This is a genomic window from Bacillus marinisedimentorum (genome assembly GCF_001644195.2).
Taxonomy (GTDB): Bacteria; Bacillota; Bacilli; order Bacillales; family Bacillaceae_O; genus Bacillus_BL; species Bacillus_BL marinisedimentorum.
On sequence record NZ_LWBL02000024.1, the window covers coordinates 20,067 to 40,255 of the forward strand.

Consider the following 20,189-nt stretch of genomic DNA (forward strand, 5'->3'; position numbering starts at 1 on the left):
TTCGATTACTCCTGTTGTTTCTTGCTGTTCAAAAAACCTGCAGAACCGGCAAAAAAGGAAATGGGGACACCGTAATAGACAAACCCCCACTGTTCTGTCAGTACCGCGAGAATAATGAAAATGCCCGGGACTACTGCCAGGAAAAGCATGGAAATGATTTGCAACATTTTTTTGCGGTTATTCATGTTTCCGCTTCCTTTCCGATTTGTAAAATCGGGTTATATGGAGAACACCCAATCCCCACTTCGAAACACAGGTTCCCTGGTCCCGTCATCGGTTTCTCCATCAATATCAAGACGTGCAGAACCGATCATGAAATCGACATGGGTCAGGCTGTCGTTCAATCCAGCAGCTAACAATTCATCGGAAGACATCCCCGTGCCGCCTTCCAGGCAGATTGGAATCGTACTTCCGAGCGCAAGATGGCAGGATGCATTTTCATCAAATAGTGTGTTATAAAAAAGAATGCCGGAATTGGATATAGGCGAGTTATGAGGAACAAGCGCCACCTCACCGAGATATCTTGCACCCTCATCAGTGTCGAGCATCTCTTTCAAGGATCCCTTTCCTTCACTCGCTTCAAAATGGGCAACTCTTCCGTTTTCAAATGTAAGCGAAAAATCTTTGATCAATACACCGTTATAATTGAGCGGCTTTGTGCTCGCAACTGTCCCGTTCACGCCTTCTTTCAACGGAATGGTGAACACTTCCTCTGTTGGCATATTCGGAATGAAGGAAATGCCCTGTTCATTCGTGAATTGTGCAGATTTCCAAATATGCCCATCCGGAAGACTTATTTCAAGATCCGTGCCAGGGCCTTTATAATATAATTTTTTAAATTGTTTCTTGTTCAAATAGTCTGCCCGGTTTCCAAGCTCACTGATATGCCGGTCCCAGTTTTGTACCGGATCATCCGAAGTAACACGTGTCACATCAAAAATAGCTTCCCATAGCTTTTGGACGGCATCTTCGGTTTTTTCACCTTCAAACACCTGTTCAGCCCACTCATCCGTCGGAACGGAAACAATGCACCAGCTGACTCTGCCGGCAGAAATATTTTCATGATGTTTCTTCATTGCTGAAGCCGATGCTTTATAAGCCATTGATACTCTTTTCGGATCCGTATCACTGAAAGCTGTCGGATTGACGGCATATACTTGTAAATAAGCTGTATTGGCCTTATCCATCTCTTCAAAGGCTTTTGCTTTCCAATCCGGGAACTCCTTCAACCCTTCTTCCGGTGCTTTCATAAACTTCAGCTTCATTAATTCTTCATCTTTGTAATCTGTCAGCACATTTTTTGCCCCTGCCTCATACGCCGCAGCCGCCGCTTTGCGCACAAATGCAGCAGCGGTGACAGGTGCATCAATATAAAGGGTCTGCCCTTCCTGGAGATTGACACCTGTCATGACCGCAAGTTCAGCAAGTTTTTCCATGCTTTCTTCAAAGGTTTTATTCATCCAACTCCCCCTCATCTGCTTATTCCTCCCTAATCACTATTCTACAACCGGGGAGCAGAGCCCTTTATTATCTTTGCTGATTTAGCTGCAATCAAAAGCACGAGGCTTCCAATGCCGGCCGATCAAAACCGCACATCTCTAAAACGAACGGGGAGGCTTGTCAAGAAGCATGAGGAAAGGGAGCTGCCCCCTTAAGAAAAGTTGGCCAAATTTGATCATGAGAAGGAGATGTCCTTTATCCTGGAGAACATTTGTTAAGGAAGCCGCGCATTTTAAAGAGCCAGGGAAAAAATGATCGCTCCTGCAATAATGGCAATCCCGGCTGCCTGGCTTACGTCTTTTTCATTTACACCCGTTTTTTCTAAAATGACGAAAACGGCCAGTACTCCTGCCAGGTGCAGAAGAGACAGCAGCATATTGCCTTCAAACATATTCACCGATTTTCCGGAAACAAGCTGTATCAGCAAATCAATGAGACCGAAACATAATATAAGCAGCGGAATTCTCAGTTTCATGAAACCACATCCTTTTTCTTCTTCTACCTTTACGATACCTTAAACTGGTTGTATATGGAAACACTGGAAAGTGACAGAAAAAGCAAACTAAATGGAACGATTCAGTTCTTGAAAGGAGTAACAAAATGACAGACCCATGCCCGTTTTGCCATCCGGAAACCGATCACCGTCAGCATATCGTTTATGAAAATGAGTTGGTCCTGTTTTTACAGAAGCCGCAGCCCATCCTAAAAGGTTCAGGATTAATCGTGCCGAAAAAGCACCGTGAAACTGTGTTTGATTTAACAAAAGAAGAGTGGCGGGCAACATTTGACCTTTTAAACAAAGTGAAAAAACGCCTTGATGAACAATTCAGGCCAGACGGCTATAACATTGGCTGGAATGCGGGTACAACTGCAGGTCAGCACATTTTGCATGCGCACCTTCATGTCATCCCCCGTTTCAACGATGAGCCATTTGCAGGCAGGGGAATCAGAAGCTGGCTGAAATCCGAGGAAAACAGGAGAAAATAAAACAAATGCGCAAGGCGCCCGTTTAGCGGCGTACGCATAAGCGGGGGATCCCGCAGGGAGGTGCTCTTTCCTCCCGAAGGAGATCACCGCTTATGACGATAGCCGCTGGCGCCTGGAGCTGGACAACAAAAGATGCGGAGAGCCCTTGTTTAGCGGCGTAAACATAAGCCTTCAGGGCTCGCAGCTGGACACGAATCTAACTTGAAAAACATATACTTCCTTACCTTTTAAAGAAAACTCGCCGATTGGCTAGTTTTTAGGCTAAGACAGGCCTAAGTTGCCTTACCTTGCTGCCAATCTTTACTACTCATAAGAAAAAGGGATGGAAAACACCATCCCCTTACCCGTTTTCAAGAACCGCTTTCGTTCTTGTTGATGTTTTCGGCAAGCCGAAGCCACTATATCCCAGAATAATTGAAAAGACAGGTGAAAGATACAGAAAAACGGCAAAAGGCGCATATGCCGCAACCGGAACGCCGAGCGTGCTTGCGAAAAACGCACCGCTCACGCCCCATGGGATAAGCGGATTAATCAACGTGCCCGCATCTTCCAATGTCCGTGACAGATTCTTTTCCGCAACCCCTCTTTCAGCGAATAAAGGCTGAAATGTCTGGCCAGGCAGCAAAATGGAAAGGTACTGCTCACCTGTCACCAGGTTTACGCCGACAGACGATGCAGCCGTTGCTGTTATTAGATCACCGTCTCGCTTCATTTTCGATGCTGCACCTGCCATCGCTTTTTCAATGACACCCATTTCTTGCAGCATGCCGCCGAATGCCAGTGCAATCATGATGAGGGAAATCGGCCACATCATCGATTGCAGCCCGCCTCGATTTACAATGCCATCAATGATCTGATTGCCTGTATCAGCCTCGTAGCCATGCTGCAAAACAGCGAAAGCCTCAGTTAAAGACGACTGTTGAAGGAAAAACGCTGTCAGAAGAGCAGTCCCGACGCCTGTAAGCAGCACTGTAATTGACGGCACACGCCTCATCGCCATCACCATGACGAGAAATGGAGACAATAGTGCCCAGTAGCTCAAGTTGAAATGTTCGCCAAGTGCGGCAGAGGCCGCCTTTATATTTTGCAGTCCGGCTCCGGCACCCGAATGGTCGCCAATTACAGCAAAGAATCCTGCTGTAATGATAAGTGCGGGCAATGTCGTCCAGAGCATGTGGCGAATATGCTCATTCAAGTCGACACCTGCTATGCCGGAAGCAAAATTAGTCGTGTCCGATAACGGCGACATTTTATCTCCGAAAGCTGCCCCGCTGATCACAGCACCTGCTGCCAGTGCGGGTTCAATTCCCAAAACCGCAGCAATTCCGAGAAGAGCAACCCCCACCGTGCCGACTGTCGTAAAGGCACTGCCTGTAAATGTTGAAACAAGAATCGATATAAAAAGGGCACTTATCAGAAACCAGGATGGATGAAGGATCTCAAACCCTGCTGAAAGAAGGACAGGAACTGTTCCGCTTATCATCCATGCTCCAATAATCATGCCAATCAACCCTAAAATTATAATCGGCATGAGTCCCGCCATAATACCGTTTATCATTCCCTGGCGCATCTTTTCCCGGGGAATACCGAGGAACAATCCGGCAGCAGCCAGCACTGCAACCGCGGCTGCAAGCGGAATATGCGGTTCGAGTTTCAGAAGGAAAATGCCGCTGAAAATGAGGGACATCAATAACGCCAATAGAAGTACCGCTTTCTTTGTTGTCATTTTCTCATGCATATCAAGTACACCTCTATTTATCTTTTATACTTAAACGCTTTTATGCTTTTTTGTAATAAAGTAGCATCTATAGTCTAACGAATGTGAAATCTTTCGTCAACTGAAATCATACCGTCGTATATCTGCTTGTTCCTGTTTCGTAGATTGTGATAAACCACCTGCGTAATAATGGAATATTTTGATAATTATTGTTATACTAACATTATAAATATATAGGGATCAGCTGTTATTCCTCCTGACTTTTCGATATGAAGAACGAAAGGAGCATAAATGCCATGTCCCGTAGAATGTTACTTGTGTATAACGTTACCGCCGGGTCCCTGTTTTTGCTTCTGACAGTTTCCGTGATGGTTTATCAGGCGCTCGAGAGGCAGTTGGATTGGATGATTTCAACTGCTGCACCGCTTACTGCTGTACTTCTTGGTCTTTCTTATTACATGCAGGTGAAAGGACTCCATGTTTACCTCTGGGCATTCGGTACGCTGGCTGTTCTTGTTCCATTTGTATACTGGTTCGTTTGCATTTGCTGATGGATTGTTGAGGCAAGTCTGCGGTAATAGGCATTACATAGTGAGTGGATTTTGGGGAGGCTTTAAATTGGTGAATAACGGTGAAATTGATAATGTCAAGGCAGCATGGCTGATCCTTGCGGCGTGAAAAACGAATTATTGCGCGTAAAACCCGATCTGTTTCGCATGATAAAACCATTGGTCTGCATGAAATATTCAGCTTGCGGCATGAAAAACGCTGCCGGTGCCAGGCAAACACTTTGCCGGGATTAAAAACAGACATGGATTCCCAATAAAAAGCCTGCTGCGGCATAAAACCGAACCATAATGGCGATAAAAGGCCGCACAGGCCTTACAGCTGCCGAAATTTAGGTTTTTGATCATAACCCTATAGAAATCATCGTCTCATCTTGAACAGTTCTCCAATACGGAGAACTGTTTTTTATTGCCCGCGAACATACTTAAAGACTATGGCACACTTACAGAAAATAGGTTAAAATTACCCAATACCGTATCTATAACTATAATCAAATCCTTAAAAGCCGGGTGAAAAAGATGAACGACGATGAAAAGTGCTATTGCCTGGAAATATTCAGGAGCAAATACGGCGACCATGTCCAGGGCGACTGCCTGAAGTGGTCGTGCGGCCGCTACCGTATCGAGAAACGAAAGGAAAAAGAGGGCAAAAAAGAACAGGCAAGCAAGAAGGAAACCCCCTGAAATTTCCGATCCATCTGTAAAAAATCCAGAAATATTTATTGACTCCTTCTATAAAATAAAACTATACAATTCCTTATTTGAGCTTATTTATGACGGGAAAAGTAATATCGATGATAAAGGAGGACTTCGCAGTGCATTTATTCCGTATTGTGATGATTGTGTTCTTTTCAATCAGTGCTCTTTCACTCTGGTCTTTCCAAACCGTTGAACTTTTTCACATTTGCTCAGACATGTTCGGGAGCTGGAAAAACAAATAACAGGCCTCCGTCCAGGCGGCTATCCTTTTAGGAAAGCCGGCCTTTTGTTTGTAAATAATGGACGGTCACTGTGAGTTTCTTGCCGAGTAATAGTTTACAGGCCCCCCCATCACCTGATCAATTGCACCGGTGATACTGTATGGCCCTTTCGCATCCAAACCGAGTTCCCAAAGCATCATGCCGCCGAATCCCCTTCCAATCGCCAGCTCTGTTTTCTTTTGGATTGTCGTTTCCCCATTATAATGATAGGTGGTGCCATTGATGCTGATGATGTCCCGCCGGGCGTTTTCCGGATCATTGTCAATGATAGCTCCATATGATACCTGTTTTATTGCCGGATCTTCAGGTTGTGCATAAGACGGGACACCCAGAACAAGCTTTTCCTTTGATATTCCAAGTCCTTCAAACAGATTTGCCCAATAGTTTACAATCTTCTCGGTAAATGGGTATGGTGAGAGATTAGCTGCGTCATAGCCGCCGTCCCACTGGCCGTCATATGCCATGATATTTACATGGTCCGCATGCCTGAACATGGAAGGCTCGCAAACAATATTGCGTGTTTCAGTGCCGGAAACACTATGGATCTTGGCATGAACGGCAACCGATAGCTCTTTCCCCATGGCATGAAGCTTCCTGCTGAGCTCGCCTGTAAATGAAGCGAGGTTCTGAGCATCATCATGTGAACGGGGATGTTCAAAGTCGACATCGATGCCATCGAGGTTCTCTCCCTCAACAAGACGGATAAGTTCATTGACCAGCTTCTCTCTGGAAACCGGGTTTGCAACCGCAGCCTTGAAATAGTCATAGGACTCCCCGCCATTCATATGGAACCATCCGCCAACTGCCAGAATCGCTTTCACATTGTTTCTGTGCGCAAGGTCAACCATTTGCCGAAGATTTTTCATAGCGGTCTCTCCTGTAAGTGACAGCTTCCCATCCTTTCCGGGATGAGCGAAAGAAAAAATGACATGAGTCAGTTTGGAATAATCGACAGATCCCGGGTCCCGGAAATCCTGGACGTAGCCAATCAGCACGTTTTCCGGTGACTCCGTTATGTCCGGCATATCCTTTTTCCCTGGATTCTTTCCCGACAGCACGGCTGCTTTTTCAGTTTTAAGGGATTCAGGTTGAATACTGTTTTTTTCATAAACCATCCCCGCAATAATAAAAATAATTAATACTATAAAAATATAAGTGTTCTTCATCTTCTTACCTCCGTCAATCAATCACAATCACTTAAAGTCTATCAGAAAAGAAAAAGACAGGAGTTGGCAATATCCTCCTCCCCTTCCATCCGTCATAAAAATTTCCGTTCACCATGTCAAAAGCTTCCCTTTTTTCATATTTTGATTTAAACTGCACATTGAAGATAATTCAGAATAGGTTTGGTGGAATATGGAAAACAAACAGAAAATCTATGACAAACTGCTTGAGATCGTGAAAGAGGAAAATGTGAAAACCGATGAAATGCTGAAGGATCATTTGTATACGAAACTTGGCGGGAAAGCGGATTTCTTCATCACCCCCACTTCCGTTGAAGAGATCCGGAATGTCGTGAAATTTTCCAATGAAGAAAGTGTACCTTTCACCCTGTTGGGGAACGGCTCCAACCTTATTATCAAAGACGGCGGAATCCGCGGAATTGTCATAAATCTGAAGCATATGGATGATATTTCTTCAAACGGAAATGTCCTCACCGCCCAGAGCGGCGCCAGAATCATTGATGCCTCACGCTATGCCCTCGGACGGCGCCTGTCCGGGCTGGAGTTTGCATGCGGGATACCCGGAACTGTCGGCGGGGCGCTGTATATGAATGCAGGTGCCTACGGCGGGGAAATCAAAGATGTGCTTGACTATGCATATGTCGTAGATCGGGAAGGAAATCACGTAAAACGCATGGCTGCTGACCTTGATCTCGATTACCGTACTAGCAACATTCCGGATACAGGCGATATCGTTGTGGAAGCCGTCTTTAAATTAAAACCTGGTGAATATGAAGAGATTAAAGCGGTAATGGATGACCTCACCTTTAAACGCGAGTCCAAACAGCCGCTCGAATACCCTTCCTGCGGCAGTGTGTTCAAGCGCCCGCCAGGCTATTTCGCAGGAAAGCTGATTCAGGACAGTGACTTGCAGGGTACAAACTTCGGCGGTGCGGAAGTATCAACGAAGCATGCCGGATTCATCGTCAACAAAGACAACGCGACGACTGCCGACTATATTGCGCTCATTGAGCATGTACAGAAAACAGTGAAGGAAAATTTCGGGGTAGACCTTGAACGGGAAGTAAGAATATTAGGAGAAGATCCCGAATAAAAAAAGAGGCTGCCTCAGGATTTCATATGAAGTCCTGAGGCAGCCTTTATCTATACATCTGACATTATACCGGTTTTTTGCTTATTTACTGGATTAGGCAAAGTAAAATTTCGCAGATGAACGATTGGCACTTCCCTGACCGCTCGTTACTTCGGTCCAGAATCGACTCACTTTCCGCCGAGTGCCCGCAGTTTTGGCTCCTGAATTTAACTTTAATCAAAAAAGTTTCCGACAAATCTCCGCACCATTCATCAGCAGCATGATTCACATTGACAAAAAACTCCCTGAAACCCGCCGTCCAGCCCAATTTCTTCGGGATATTGTAGAATTCTTTGTTGTTTACCTTGTTTATAAGCGAGGTATAAGAATAACACATGTATTTTATGGAAATTCACAGCTTTTTATAAGGAGGCCTCGAAATGAAAATAAAGGTTAGCAGCTGGCAAACGCTGACCCGTCAAGATAAGCTGTTTATCTTGAAAGCTGTAAGCCAGCGGTCGCAATTGATCAGAAGCGCCTGAGTATCCTTATGATTCTTTCCCTTTTTAAAAATCCGGCTGGAAATCCTGCTTTGTCATAAGACTGGCAGCGATATATCCTGCAAACGACAGCAATACCGGCAGAACAACAGTATGCATGCCGAGCGGATTCGGCCAGTAGCTGTGAAACAGAATATAAGTGCTTATGCCAATCAGCATCGAAGCAAGCGCACCATACTTATTGCCCCTCTCCCAGTACATCCCGAGCACCACCGGCCAAATGAATGCTGCCTCCAGCCCGCCGAACGAAAACAGGTTAAGCCAGATCAGCAGTTCCGGAGGATTGACCGCCATAAAAAAGACGAGAACGCCTATTACCGCTGTAACTGTCAAACTGAGCTTTTTCACCTTTTCTTCCCCGGTCTCAGGTTTCACATAATTTAAATACACATCCTTAATTACAGCAGAACTGACAAGGAGGAGGAGGGAATCGACTGTTGACATGATGGCCGCCATCGGCGCAGCCAGTACGATGCCTGCAAGCCAGGAAGGAAGAACTTCCATGGCAATGAGCGGCATGACCGTATCTCCTATTTCAATCCCCGGCATGACCGCCCGGGCAAATACACCGGTCAAATGCATGCCGAGCATAATGAACCCGACGACAACAGTGCCGATAATCATGGCTCTGTGCATGGCGCGTGCATTCTTATAGGACATCGCCCTGACAGCTACCTGAGGCAATCCGACGACACCGACACCGACCAATATCCAGAAAGATGACACATAAAGCGGCGTCAATGACCCGTCTGCTCCGAACGGTGTCACAAGCCCCGGATTTTCTGCAGTGAGATCCTGCATGATATTACCGATGCCGCCGCCTGCAATGATGGTCCCGATCAGGATCACGGATGTGCCGAAGAACATGACAACACCCTGGATGCTGTCCGTCAGTGCAACTGCCCTGAAACCGCCGATAATCACATAAACGATGACAGAAATAGCAAAAATGAATAAAGCCGTTGTGTACGAAAGCCCTGTAATCGACTCAATCAGCCTGGCACCGCCAACCCATTGTGCGGCCATTGCGGAAAACAGGAAAATGATAATGCTCGCTGCAGATAAAATCACAACCCATTTTGAATCGTAACGAGCCTTTAAAAAGTCAACAAGTGTAACGGCGTCCACTTTCCTGGAAACGATCGCGAATTTTTTGCCGAGAATCGCCAGCACAAAATAGCCGGTCACGACCTGGGACATCGCCAGCAGCACCCAGCCGAGACCGACGTTGTATGCAACTCCCGGACCGCCGATGAAGCTGCTTGCACTCCCATATGTAGCGATCATCGTCATTGCAAGAATAAAACCGCCCAGCTCCCTGCTGCCGAGAAAATATTCATGCAAAAACGTATTCGTCCGGCTTATAAAGGAAGAAGCATAAAATCCGACTGCAAATATGATGACAAGAAAAACAACCAGCGGCAACACGACTGCCGTATTCATAAGCTGTCTTCCCCGTTCCCATCGAATGGAACTTCCTTAAACACGTTCCGCACCAATATCGTGACGAGCACAACCATCACGGCAAAACCGACCACACAGCTGTAAAAAAACCATGCGGGCATCCCCATAATATATTGGTACTCCTCAACCGGCTTCGAACCCAGGCCGTAAGCAAACCCATACCACCATAAAAAATTGAATAAGGCAAGGGCAATGCCTATCAAGGCTTCCCGGTTGGCGACCATATAGCGCGGATCTCGTCCGGCCTTCCTTTTCATCTGATTACCCCTTTCTGGCAAGCAGCCGTTAACGCCGAACCGCTGCTTATCTATAATTCTACCTTTCTAGATAATACCATATTCTTATCGGACAGCCCCGTTTTTCGCGCTTTACAATCCCGCCGCGCCATTTCCTGCATACTTGATTAGCAGATAAACATTTAAAGCCGCAAGCAGGACAACAAGCACCCGTTCTGCAGAAGACCCTGTCCGAAATGTAATAATGAACCGGAGCCGGCCCTGCACGAACGGATAAAACAGGGGCACGCCGTCTTTCGTCAGAAAGTCGCCGGCAATATGTGACATGATTCCTGCGGTCAAGCCAACTGCATAGAGCTGGGTGAATCGGTATTGTTCTGCCGCCCAACTGACCAGCAAATAAGCAAGCAATGCAAACAACAGCGAATGTGTAAACTTGCGATGCCCGAAAACGAGCTGCACCGGCACGGATAACCACCGGAATTTCCGACCGATCCGGCTGTTATATTTATCGATATCCGGGATTAGCGCACCCGTCAAAACCAGTGCAAAAAAAAGCAGTGTCTCGGCAAAATCCGCCGGCAGCACACCGCTTGCGTTAAACAGCGTCAACGTTAAAATTCCCCATGTAAAACCAAACATTTGATGTCCTGGCGCGTTCATAAGTCGACCCATCCTTTTCATGGTGTACAATAATAGTATTTTAGTATAATCCTTGCTGGATTGAACAGGGACGATAGGCCGAGAGCATCGATTAACTTGGTCCAAACTGCACCAGAACAGAGTCATGTACCGGCTCATAGCCGATTTCCATATAAATCTTGTTTGAGGTTGAATTCTTCAGGTCCGTATAGAGGGAAACTGATTCATAGCCGGCCTTGAGCAGCCGCTCTGTAAGGGCAGCTGTACATGACCTGGCATAGCCTTTCCGCCTTTTTCCAGGCGGAGTATAAACAAAATTGACGGTACAGTTCGTTTTTGTCGGCCTTGCCGAAGCCGCCATGGCCGCCAGTCCGCTCTCATCCTCCCAGCCATATAAACGCTTCTGGCCAATTAACTCACGCGCCTTTTCATTTGCCTCCTGTTCCGTCATCGGATCCATAACCTCTTTCGCAAAAGCTGCCACCCATTGCACAATGACCGGGAAATCGGACTCATCCACTACTCTCCCGCCCCCTGTTGTACTGCTGATTGGTTTTAAGGCTGTCAGCTTATAAAGGCGCTGATTCATTTTCACATTCATTGTTTTTCCTGTAAGCTTTTCAATTTCCGTTCCAAGTGACGAGGTGAGTGTCCTCTCGCCGATCAGGCCCGGGATTTTCGGATGAAGCCTGATGATCTCAGCCGCAATCCCGCGAATTTCCGCCGGATAAAAATCATGAAGCGGATACGACAAAATGGCCTGGCCCGACTTATTCTGGAAAATGGTAAAAGCAATCGATCCGTTTTTTTCAACGACTGCCATAAAAACAGGCTGTTCTGTTTCGTTCAGCGATTCCAACACACCGAGCGCAAGATTATTTTCCACTTCGGCTTGCTCCAAAAACAGCGTTACATCCTGTTTAAACTGCGGAACATCATCGTAAGGCGTAACAGACCACATCGGAATCCCCCCTCTTCTTCGAACTCACATCAATATTCGATGAAGGACTTCCTAAACCCTTGCAATTCTGGTATTCTATTAAAAATTCGGATAGGGGGATGAAAAATGGAGATCAGAAGGCTGGCACCAAATGATGCAGAACAATATTGGGTTTTGCGGCTTGAAGCACTGCAAAACAATCCCGAAGCATTTGTGGCGACATATGACGAAGCCGCTGCCAGGCAGAATGCTGTAGACCAGACAGCCGAAAGGCTTGGAGCCGTGGAAAACGATACATACGGCGCATTTATCGAACAGGAACTGGCCGGTGTCGTGACATTGCACGGCGAAAGACCCGGAAAAATGGAGCATAAAGGACATATCTTCGCCATGTATGTTTCCCCTGCAGCCAGACGAAAGGGGGCGGGCAAAGCGCTTATCTCAAAAGCAATTAACCGGGCCAAAGAACGCGGACTTGAACAGCTCCACCTTGCCGTCATCCGGGAAAATAAAGCGGCAAAAAGGCTTTATGAATCCGCCGGGTTTAAAACATACGGAGTTGAAAAGCATGCGATGAAGTCCGGGAATAAATACTGGGATGAAGAGCTGATGTGTCTGTTTTTGGAAAAGGATTTGGATTAGCGGGTCTTTATTGTGTGCCCCCCTTGTCCCGTTTCAGTAATTCTAATCTCTGCCGTTTGTGGCCTTGTTTCCCCTCAATTTATGCATAACTTTTTTTGATCAAAAAATAAAGACCGCCACCCGGGCGCCCTTTCCCAATGGACTTATTTCAAGTCAGCTGTTGTATCGTTACTTTGGAACGGTTTCACGCCGTTTCTCCCGGTTTTCAAGCCAAAACGGCAACGATTCACACCAATCCATACTAGTTTCGCGCCGCAGCAGCACGCTTTCACGCCAAACGGTTCGTTTCACGCCGTTCATACGAGTTTTTGCGCCATATGAATAAGTTTTCGCGCCGCCCGGATTCACGCGGCCTAAGCTATTCCATAAGCTTCCTCAGCTTCTTCCTTACTGCGCTGAACGGGCAGCGGGAAGGCGCTGCCTCATCATCACTCAAAAAATACTGCTTCCATTCGAAATTTTCATCGGAACCGTAAAACTTCAAATCAGGATGCGCCGGCACATGATCGTATGCTTCCAGTCTTTTCCGAATCGACCTTTTGACCTTTGCCGCTTTTTCACCGTTTTCCATGAACTCCTGCAGCACCCAGCGCGGGGTGAGCGCAAGCATGAAATACGGGAAACTGCGGCTGTTTCTGTTTTGATGGGCCGGCGTTCCGCAATAGACAAAATAACGCTCCCCGTGAAAACAAAACTCCCAGGCAGACTCGTGCGGATCTGCAGGAATCTCATCCGGCCAATGTTTTTCGTCATATGTGCTGATGCGTTCGAGCAGCGACCAAAAAACATCCCTGTATCCCTGTACCGTTACATCAGCCTCATCCGGTGTCCGAAAAAAAATAACCAGTGATGCGTAACTTCCAAATTCTTTAGAACGGGGGCCGAAATCCTGAATCGCACCCGCTGCTTGCTCTGCAGCCTCTTCAGTACCCGGATCTTCTGCAAACTCATAACGGAGATGGTTGAGCCTGTATGCGAGAACAGCAGGTATGCAGGGGAACTTATGGGATGAATCCTCCATCTTTGCGGAAAATTTCTTAAAAGCGTCAAGCTGCCAATCCGTCACTGACAGGGGATTTTGTAATATGTCGCTTTTACAGAACAACTGGCTCAATGAAAAAACCTCCTTCTCTACACGATATTGAGAAAGAGGAAATTGGGTGACTGTCCTGCCTGATGGAGAACGTTGAAATGCCCGGTCACTTTAAACGCCAATCTATAAAAATCATCCCTTCAAGGCTATGCCCTTCCATTACAATCCGGTACTTGCCCGCCTCTTCGGCGACAAAACTCATTTTTTCATCAGAAAGCCGGCTTACACCTTTTAACTCACCGGTTCCTGTTTCAACGTGATATCCATAGCCGCCGCCATTCTCACTTTTTACATCTACAGAGAACAGGACGGTCTCCCCCTTCAGCAGCCTGATCGGTATTTCATGACGCCCGTTAAAATATTCGAACGTGGCCGTGTAGCTGGAAGAAGTCCGCCTTGACTCCCAGCCCTCTTTCTCCGTGAAATCCATCTGGGACATCGCCAGGACAGTGAGTGGCACTGCAATGGCAAACACGTATTTTAGTGCATCTTTTTTCAGAAAACGGGTCGCTGCATAAAACAGCAAGGAAAACACAGCCCCTACACTGCCGGCGATCAATGCGAAAATCAAATCACCGGACAGCATAAAAATCAGGTAACCGGCTGCTATGTATAGAAGCATCTTGATTTTGGGCGCGCTGAACGGCAATTTTGCATAAAGGAAGTCAATGATCATGGATGAAAGGATGGCATAGCCGAAGAAGGCCGCCCAAAGCATGCCGTGGCTGACTGAATCAGCAAAGTCATATAAATCACCTTCAGCTCCGATTAACATCGCCATACTGAATACAAACCATATAAAACCTGATGCACTGAATTTTTCAAGCAAATAATCCCATATCACTCTGCCCGGAAATCGTCTCACTTCTTCTCCCCCGTATGTATGAAAGTTTGGCATATTGCTTTTGTCCATCCACTATATAAGACGGATTCAATTGCCAAAATGTTTCATTTTTTAGACTAATCACTGAATGGGAATGATGGATGACTGGCAATATAAAGTGTGGTACGTTTAGAATACAGACATTAAAAGGAGGACTTTTCATGAGTGTACATATCGGAGCAAAAGAAAACGAAATTGCTGAAACAATACTGCTTCCGGGCGATCCGCTGCGGGCGAAATATATTGCTGACACTTTTCTGGAAGATGTAAAACAATACAACGAAGTGCGGGGAATGCTCGGTTTCACCGGCACATATAAAGGACACCGCATTTCTGTCCAGGGTACAGGAATGGGCGTTCCATCCATCAGCATTTATGTGAATGAGCTGATTTCAAGCTACGGCGTCAAAAACCTGATCCGCGTCGGCACGTGCGGAGCAATCCAGAAGGACGTCAAAGTGCGTGACGTAATCCTGGCGATGACCTCCTCAACTGACAGCTCCATGAACCAGCACATTTTTGACGGAATGGACTACGCTCCGACAGCTTCATTCGATCTGTTGAAAAAAGCTTACGATGCCGGCAGCGATAAAGGGCTCGATTTGAAAGTGGGCAATGTCTTCACGAGCGACACCTTCTACCGCGACAGCATGGACTTGTTCAAGAAGCTTGCAGACTACGGCGTTCTCGGTGTTGAAATGGAAACAACCGCCCTTTATACCCTTGCCGCGAAGTTCGGGGTGAACGCGCTGTCGGTGCTTACTGTCAGTGACCACATTCTGACTGGCGAAGAAACTTCAGCTGAAGAGCGCCAGACGACGTTCAATGATATGATTGAAGTCGCGCTTGAAGCTGCGATTAAAGAATAGTTATAGTAGCTACCAAAGCTGCAGCCAATCGAGGCTGCGGCTTTTTTTGTAAACAAAAATACAAATTATTTGATTTTATATAAACCTTAATGTATTGTGTTTATATAATCGTAAATAAATTGAAACGAGGTTTACTTATGGATCTTCACGAGATATTTTGGTCTTCCTCTATTGAACAACTCAAGCAGGGGTATATATACAGCACTGACCAGGGCACGTTCACCTGCATCATTTGCGGCGAGCGTTATAAAAAAGGCATCATCTACCCTGAAAACGGCCAGCTGTTTGAAGCGGAACTAGCCGTTCAGAAACACATCGATGAACAGCATGGCTCCCCCTTCACCTATTTGACAGGACTTAATAAAAAATTCACCGGCCTTACCGATCAACAGCGTGAACTGTTACTTGCTTTTAAAGAAAGAATGTCCGACAAAGAATCTGCGGAAAGGTTAGGTGTCAGCCCCTCCACAATCAGGGCGCACCGCTTCAAACTCAAAGAAAAAGAAAAACAGGCGAAAATCTTCCTGGCAATCATGGAGTTGCTGAACGAAGATGATAGCAGCAAGGACGACTGGATGCACATTCATAAGGGGGCGACGATGGTGGATGAACGCTATGCGATAACCAAGTCAGAACAAGAGAAAATGGTGCGGAACTATTTCAAAAAAGGGCCGGATGGACCCTTGCATCAATTTCCGAGTAAGGAGAAACGGAAGATCATCGTACTTCAGCACATTTTGACTCACTTTGAACGCGGGAAAACGTACACGGAAAAAGAAGTGAATGAGGTATTGAAGGCTATTTATCCGGATTTCGTGACGATTCGGCGGTATTTGATTGAGTATGGGTTTATGGTGCGGAATCGTGATGGGAGTGAGTATTGGGTGAAGGAGTAAACATGAGGATTGCAAAATTCAATCCTCCTCTGTTCCATATAAAAAAAAGGGGACCAAGTTGAAGCTGTTAGGCGGTATCAGGAATTCTTGCTCCCTTTCTTTATTGTTCTGAATCTAGCTGGTCCCTGGTATAATGTTGAATAACTTTTATTGTCCCCACCGGCAGATCCAGCGTTGAATACCCTTCCAGGGTTAATGATGATCTTGAATGGTTCAGGATTCCCTGCCGTTTTGACTATCTGCACGTTTTTCTTTATCGAGCATAACTACGTCAATGGGAAGAGTTATTGGTTTAAGGATCCGACCACAACCTGATCGAAATGCTGGAGTGGCTGACAGACAACGCCGGCGCTTCTTCTGTGCTGAACGGAGTGTCATGCCCCAGCTCCATACGTTATTGTGGGGCAAAAAGTGCGGCGTTCAAAGAAAACCCGCCGACTGGCAAGCCTTCAGGCGAAGACAGAGGCGTAGCTGCCTTTATCTATAATCTTAAAATTGGCCACAGCGCCTAAACACATCCTTGCTGACAATTTCCTATATGATGAAAAAGTGCCGGAACATGATCAAGCATCCCGGCACTTTTTATACCTTGATGCACGAAAACATCAAAAACAGCGGTATCCGCATCCTCCGCTCATACTCCTCAGCACTTCCAAACTGTTCTTTCCTCGGAGTCCCCTCCCTTATATCTTCAATCCTAAATCCCGCACCGCGCACCAGCCTGACATACTCTTCCGTCGTCCGGTGATACTTCACCACTTGCTCGCCGATCCACGGTTCCGATCGCTTTCCAATTTTAAAATAATCATCGACGATCCAGTCCGTCCTTTTTCCTTCTTGTTCGGCACTTTTCATCGAAGCTGTCAGGACTGGATGCTGGACGCTGAAAACAAGTCTGCCGCCAGCTTTCAGCGCGTTGGAAATGCTGGAGAGCACCTCTGTAAGATTTTCAATATAATGCAGGACAAGGCGTGAGACTGCCAGATCATACTTACTTTCAGGAAAAGGCCATGTTTCCAGTGAAGAACGGCTGATTTTGCTGTTTGTCCCGGCAAGCTGTCCTTTTGCCAGCACAGCCATCCGCTCTGACCCTTCCACCCCCTCGTAATAAGCCGCTCCCCGTTTTAGCAGCTCAATTCCGAACGAGCCATCCCCGGAGCCCATATCCAGAACGGTTTGGCCGTTTACATCACCAATCATCTCAAGGAATACCGGTAATTCTATTGTATTATTCGGGCTTTCAGCACGGTTCCTTCTCGCTAGATAGTTTTCAAGGAACGCTTCATTGTCATAGACAGACGGTCCTTTATACTCCATCGGTTTGATCCTCCCCGATAACGTCCAGTTCTTTGTAAAAATGAAACCGTTCCTCATCTTCATCTACGATTTCATATCCATTTGCCAGGTATAGCCGCACCGCGCTTTTCCAGCCCCGGTTTGTTTCCATGACGATTCTTTTATATTCCAATTCACCCGCCGACCGCTCCAGCTCATGAAGCATTTCTATAGCCAGCCCCTGCCTGCGGTATTCCTTTTTCACAGACATCCGTTCAATCCGGGCAATCCTCTCTTCTTCATATGTAATCGCGCCTGTGCATACAATTTGTCCGTCAATCGAGCCGGTTAAAAACAGCATGCCTTTTTCCGAATACCAGTTTACGGGATCGATCAAATCAGGATTAAGTGTGGAATCGAGAAATCCGAATCTTTCCCGGAACCCTTCAAGAATAAGCGTGCGGGCGGCTGTCTGTGTATCAGCGGTTAGAGGTGCGATTGCCATTTTCCTGCTGTATTTTTCATGGGAAGTGTTCATGTAGCCCCCCCTTCCGTCCAGATCCGTTCCAGTACGGGAGCTTCGTTGCTCATAGTCAAAAGGTACACATCCGGATTCGTGAGCAGGCTCCATTCTTTGAATCCGAAAGTGGAGTCGAAATGTTTGAGCAGCAGCGCCATTAAGTTCCCATGCGTCACCACCACTGTATTTTCCACACCCGTTTTTGAAATTTCCTCTATGACGCCGATGCCCCTCTCTAAAGCTTCCCTGCTCGACTCACCGCCTGCAATTTTCAAATCGGGACTTTCAAAAGATTCCTGAAGGATTTCGAGCCAATTCGGCAGCGGTTCAGGGCTCAGAATCCGTTCAGCAAGGCGGGGGTCCTCTTCTATCGGCAGATGCAGTTTGCCGGCAAGCGGTTCAGCCGTTTGGCGGGCCCTTTTAAAAGGACTGCTGATGATCCGGTCAATTTTCCTGCCCCGAAAAAATTCCGCCAGCCCTTCTGCCTGTTTGAACCCTTCTGCTGTCAGCGGGCTCTCAGGCGGCTGCCCGGAAGCGCTGCAATGCCTTACAATGTAGATCTTTTTCATCTTGCACCTGCCTGTCCCGGCTTCCATCCAGTACATATATTCCGATTGACCGAGTAGTAAAATGAACCCGACCGATGCATTCTCTTCAACTCATCCAGCCAATCACCCAGTTCATAAAGCTCAAACATGTTCTCTTCCGCAAGCCAGTGCCGCATCATGCGGGCCATGCTGTACGAGTATGTATATTTATTAAACTCCCGATTGATCAGCGTGTGAATATGCGATTCAACTTTTGAAAACGAACTGTTTCCGATCATCCCAGACAGTTTTCTCCCGATAATCCCATCCGGCCCGCTGTCAGCAAACGCATGGATGATCTTTCTCGTTCTACCCGGATTTTCAGTTGAGAACACCTGTGTATCAAAATCGGTATGGATAACGGCCGCTTTGCCGCCAGGTTTAAGAACACGGTACATTTCCTCAATCGCTTTCTCCGGTTCGGCCACCCATTCCAATACTTCTGCACAGATGACCCGGTCAAAACTGTTATCCGGAAATGGAAGGGCCATCGCATCTCCAACTACGAATTCGATTCTCGCGTTCCGGCCTTTATCCTCCCAGTTCTGCCGTGCCCTTATAATGCGGGCTTCCGAGTTATCCAGACCGACCGCTTTATCAACAAAAGGATAGACTCCTAAAAGAAGGTGTTCCGCATCTCCGGTATTACAGCCGATATCCAGCACTGATTGGCCGGGAGCTATATCCAGCAGATTAAAATACGCCTTCCATTGCTCAATGATATCCGCCAGGGGCGGGTTCAAAAAGAATTCCTGTGCCATAGTCGCTCTTCCTTTCTTTCATTCGCATTGTTCAATTTATTAAAATTCATTATGATAATAGAAAAATAGCCAGAACGAAATGAGGATGAAAAAGATGAAGCCAGAACCTCTAGAAGCTGCGAAACGGTTTATTGATGAGAAATACCCTGATTGTGATGCGGCCCTTCTCGCCGGCAGTGTCGTTCGCGGACAGGGAACTGCCGCTTCCGATCTCGATATTGTCCTTTTTGACCGGAGTCTTGGCGGTTCATACCGTGAGTCCTTTATCTTTAAGGAGTGGCCGGTTGAACTGTTCGCGCATACTCTCACTTCTTACCGGGAGTTTTTCGAAAGCGACCGGAAACGGGGGCGCCCTTCCCTGCCGAGAATGGTTGTGGAAGGCATCGTGCTGAAAGACAGCGGTGTCGCCACACAAATCAAAAACGAAGCGGATATTCTTTTGCAACAAGGCCCGGAGCCCTGGTCTTCCCGAACGATTGATCTGAACCGTTATTTCCTGACCGATTTGCTTGATGACTTGTCCGGATCTTGTTCGCGCCATGAAGATCTTTTTATCGCCGGAGAGCTGGCGATAAAGCTGCATGAGTTCGTCCTCCGCACAAACCAGTGGTGGACCGGCAATTCTAAATGGGTGTACAGGTCATTGCAGGAATTCGATCCTGATTTTGCCGAAAGGTTTGCTGGTGCATTCGATCGGTTTTACCGGACCGGAGACAAAACAGCCGTCATCCAGGTCGCCGAACACATCCTTGCACCTGTGGGCGGCAGACTGTTCGAAGGTTTTTCAATCGGCAAACCGGCAGATCGTTGATTCC

General features: G+C 46.8%; 24 protein-coding genes. 8 read left to right on the plus strand and 16 right to left on the minus strand.

The window, feature by feature from the left end:
• Positions 1 to 5: 5 nt before the first annotated feature.
• The 3 genes from A4U59_RS07110 to A4U59_RS07120 all read right to left on the minus strand — a co-directional run bounded on the left by A4U59_RS07110 (position 6) and on the right by A4U59_RS07120 (position 1,975).
• Positions 6 to 185, minus strand: coding sequence for a hypothetical protein (locus A4U59_RS07110; protein ID WP_066172355.1), 180 nt, complete (start codon positions 183 to 185; stop codon positions 6 to 8).
• Between the two features lie 33 nt (positions 186 to 218).
• Positions 219 to 1,460 (minus strand): aminopeptidase, encoded by a 1,242-nt coding sequence (locus A4U59_RS07115; protein ID WP_066172358.1) that lies wholly within the window; start codon positions 1,458 to 1,460, stop codon positions 219 to 221.
• Positions 1,461 to 1,732: 272 nt separating this feature from the next.
• The gene (locus A4U59_RS07120; protein ID WP_066172361.1) at positions 1,733 to 1,975 is read right to left on the minus strand and encodes a hypothetical protein; all 243 of its coding nucleotides are present in this window, start codon (positions 1,973 to 1,975) and stop codon (positions 1,733 to 1,735) included.
• Between the two features lie 125 nt (positions 1,976 to 2,100).
• Between A4U59_RS07120 and A4U59_RS07125 the strand changes: the two genes are divergently transcribed.
• Positions 2,101 to 2,487: an HIT family protein gene (locus A4U59_RS07125; RefSeq protein WP_066172363.1), complete on the plus strand. Its 387-nt coding sequence runs from the start codon at positions 2,101 to 2,103 to the stop codon at positions 2,485 to 2,487.
• Between the two features lie 340 nt (positions 2,488 to 2,827).
• Here the strand turns inward: A4U59_RS07125 and nhaC are convergent, their stop codons facing one another.
• Entirely contained in the window at positions 2,828 to 4,225 is a 1,398-nt protein-coding gene (gene nhaC / locus A4U59_RS07130; protein WP_066172366.1) for a Na+/H+ antiporter NhaC, read from the minus strand.
• A gap of 275 nt (positions 4,226 to 4,500) precedes the next feature.
• Here nhaC and A4U59_RS07135 point away from each other — a divergent pair, with 275 nt between their 5' ends.
• Positions 4,501 to 4,755, plus strand: a complete 255-nt coding sequence (locus tag A4U59_RS07135; RefSeq protein ID WP_066172369.1) for a hypothetical protein — start codon at positions 4,501 to 4,503, stop codon at positions 4,753 to 4,755.
• A gap of 534 nt (positions 4,756 to 5,289) precedes the next feature.
• Positions 5,290 to 5,454: a hypothetical protein gene (locus A4U59_RS21300; protein WP_157888146.1), complete on the plus strand. Its 165-nt coding sequence runs from the start codon at positions 5,290 to 5,292 to the stop codon at positions 5,452 to 5,454.
• 322 nt (positions 5,455 to 5,776) lie between these two features.
• On the opposite strand, the gene A4U59_RS07140 is transcribed toward A4U59_RS21300, so the two are convergent.
• Positions 5,777 to 6,916: a glycoside hydrolase family 18 protein gene (locus tag A4U59_RS07140; RefSeq protein WP_066172372.1), complete on the minus strand. Its 1,140-nt coding sequence runs from the start codon at positions 6,914 to 6,916 to the stop codon at positions 5,777 to 5,779.
• 190 nt (positions 6,917 to 7,106) lie between these two features.
• Here A4U59_RS07140 and murB point away from each other — a divergent pair, with 190 nt between their 5' ends.
• Positions 7,107 to 8,027 (plus strand): UDP-N-acetylmuramate dehydrogenase, encoded by a 921-nt coding sequence (murB, locus tag A4U59_RS07145; RefSeq protein WP_066172375.1) that lies wholly within the window; start codon positions 7,107 to 7,109, stop codon positions 8,025 to 8,027.
• A gap of 545 nt (positions 8,028 to 8,572) precedes the next feature.
• On the opposite strand, the gene panF is transcribed toward murB, so the two are convergent.
• The 4 genes from panF to A4U59_RS07165 form a co-directional block, all read right to left on the minus strand.
• Positions 8,573 to 10,009: a sodium/pantothenate symporter gene (gene panF, locus A4U59_RS07150; protein WP_066172378.1), complete on the minus strand. Its 1,437-nt coding sequence runs from the start codon at positions 10,007 to 10,009 to the stop codon at positions 8,573 to 8,575.
• Positions 10,006 to 10,287 carry a YhdT family protein gene (locus A4U59_RS07155; RefSeq protein ID WP_066172381.1) on the minus strand — a complete coding sequence of 94 codons (282 nt, stop codon included), beginning with the start codon at positions 10,285 to 10,287 and terminating at the stop codon, positions 10,006 to 10,008. Before A4U59_RS07155 ends, panF begins: the two co-directional genes overlap by 4 nt.
• A 111-nt stretch (positions 10,288 to 10,398) precedes the next feature.
• Positions 10,399 to 10,929, minus strand: coding sequence for a metal-dependent hydrolase (locus A4U59_RS07160; RefSeq protein ID WP_066172384.1), 531 nt, complete (start codon positions 10,927 to 10,929; stop codon positions 10,399 to 10,401).
• Between the two features lie 91 nt (positions 10,930 to 11,020).
• Positions 11,021 to 11,869 carry a GNAT family N-acetyltransferase gene (locus tag A4U59_RS07165; RefSeq protein ID WP_066172387.1) on the minus strand — a complete coding sequence of 283 codons (849 nt, stop codon included), beginning with the start codon at positions 11,867 to 11,869 and terminating at the stop codon, positions 11,021 to 11,023.
• Between the two features lie 105 nt (positions 11,870 to 11,974).
• Between A4U59_RS07165 and A4U59_RS07170 the strand changes: the two genes are divergently transcribed.
• Entirely contained in the window at positions 11,975 to 12,490 is a 516-nt protein-coding gene (locus tag A4U59_RS07170) for a GNAT family N-acetyltransferase (protein ID WP_066172390.1), read from the plus strand.
• 168 nt (positions 12,491 to 12,658) lie between these two features.
• Here A4U59_RS07170 and A4U59_RS22375 read toward each other — a convergent pair whose 3' ends face one another.
• The 3 genes from A4U59_RS22375 to A4U59_RS07180 form a co-directional block, all read right to left on the minus strand.
• Positions 12,659 to 12,790: a hypothetical protein gene (locus A4U59_RS22375; protein ID WP_281183457.1), complete on the minus strand. Its 132-nt coding sequence runs from the start codon at positions 12,788 to 12,790 to the stop codon at positions 12,659 to 12,661.
• 58 nt (positions 12,791 to 12,848) lie between these two features.
• Positions 12,849 to 13,604, minus strand: coding sequence for a YqcI/YcgG family protein (locus tag A4U59_RS07175; RefSeq protein WP_066172392.1), 756 nt, complete (start codon positions 13,602 to 13,604; stop codon positions 12,849 to 12,851).
• Positions 13,605 to 13,689: 85 nt separating this feature from the next.
• Positions 13,690 to 14,448 carry a hypothetical protein gene (locus A4U59_RS07180; RefSeq protein ID WP_157888147.1) on the minus strand — a complete coding sequence of 253 codons (759 nt, stop codon included), beginning with the start codon at positions 14,446 to 14,448 and terminating at the stop codon, positions 13,690 to 13,692.
• 179 nt (positions 14,449 to 14,627) lie between these two features.
• Between A4U59_RS07180 and deoD the strand changes: the two genes are divergently transcribed.
• Positions 14,628 to 15,335, plus strand: coding sequence for a purine-nucleoside phosphorylase (deoD, locus tag A4U59_RS07185; RefSeq protein ID WP_066172397.1), 708 nt, complete (start codon positions 14,628 to 14,630; stop codon positions 15,333 to 15,335).
• 137 nt (positions 15,336 to 15,472) lie between these two features.
• A complete protein-coding gene (locus A4U59_RS07190) occupies positions 15,473 to 16,231 on the plus strand; it encodes a DUF2087 domain-containing protein (protein ID WP_083270714.1) in 759 nt (252 codons plus the stop codon).
• Positions 16,232 to 16,813: 582 nt separating this feature from the next.
• Here A4U59_RS07190 and A4U59_RS07195 read toward each other — a convergent pair.
• From A4U59_RS07195 to A4U59_RS07210, 4 genes are read right to left on the minus strand one after another with little or no spacing between them, the layout of a single operon-like run.
• Positions 16,814 to 17,548: a class I SAM-dependent methyltransferase gene (locus A4U59_RS07195; RefSeq protein ID WP_066172403.1), complete on the minus strand. Its 735-nt coding sequence runs from the start codon at positions 17,546 to 17,548 to the stop codon at positions 16,814 to 16,816.
• Complete coding sequence (locus A4U59_RS07200) at positions 17,538 to 18,044, minus strand: GNAT family N-acetyltransferase (RefSeq protein ID WP_066172406.1); 507 nt, start codon at positions 18,042 to 18,044, stop codon at positions 17,538 to 17,540. Before A4U59_RS07200 ends, A4U59_RS07195 begins: the two co-directional genes overlap by 11 nt.
• Positions 18,041 to 18,595: a histidine phosphatase family protein gene (locus A4U59_RS07205; RefSeq protein ID WP_066172409.1), complete on the minus strand. Its 555-nt coding sequence runs from the start codon at positions 18,593 to 18,595 to the stop codon at positions 18,041 to 18,043. Before A4U59_RS07205 ends, A4U59_RS07200 begins: the two co-directional genes overlap by 4 nt.
• Positions 18,592 to 19,374, minus strand: coding sequence for a methyltransferase domain-containing protein (locus tag A4U59_RS07210; RefSeq protein ID WP_066172411.1), 783 nt, complete (start codon positions 19,372 to 19,374; stop codon positions 18,592 to 18,594). Before A4U59_RS07210 ends, A4U59_RS07205 begins: the two co-directional genes overlap by 4 nt.
• A gap of 85 nt (positions 19,375 to 19,459) precedes the next feature.
• On the opposite strand from A4U59_RS07210, the gene A4U59_RS07215 reads away from it, so the two are divergent.
• Positions 19,460 to 20,185 carry a nucleotidyltransferase domain-containing protein gene (locus tag A4U59_RS07215; RefSeq protein WP_066172414.1) on the plus strand — a complete coding sequence of 242 codons (726 nt, stop codon included), beginning with the start codon at positions 19,460 to 19,462 and terminating at the stop codon, positions 20,183 to 20,185.
• Positions 20,186 to 20,189: the final 4 nt, after the last annotated feature.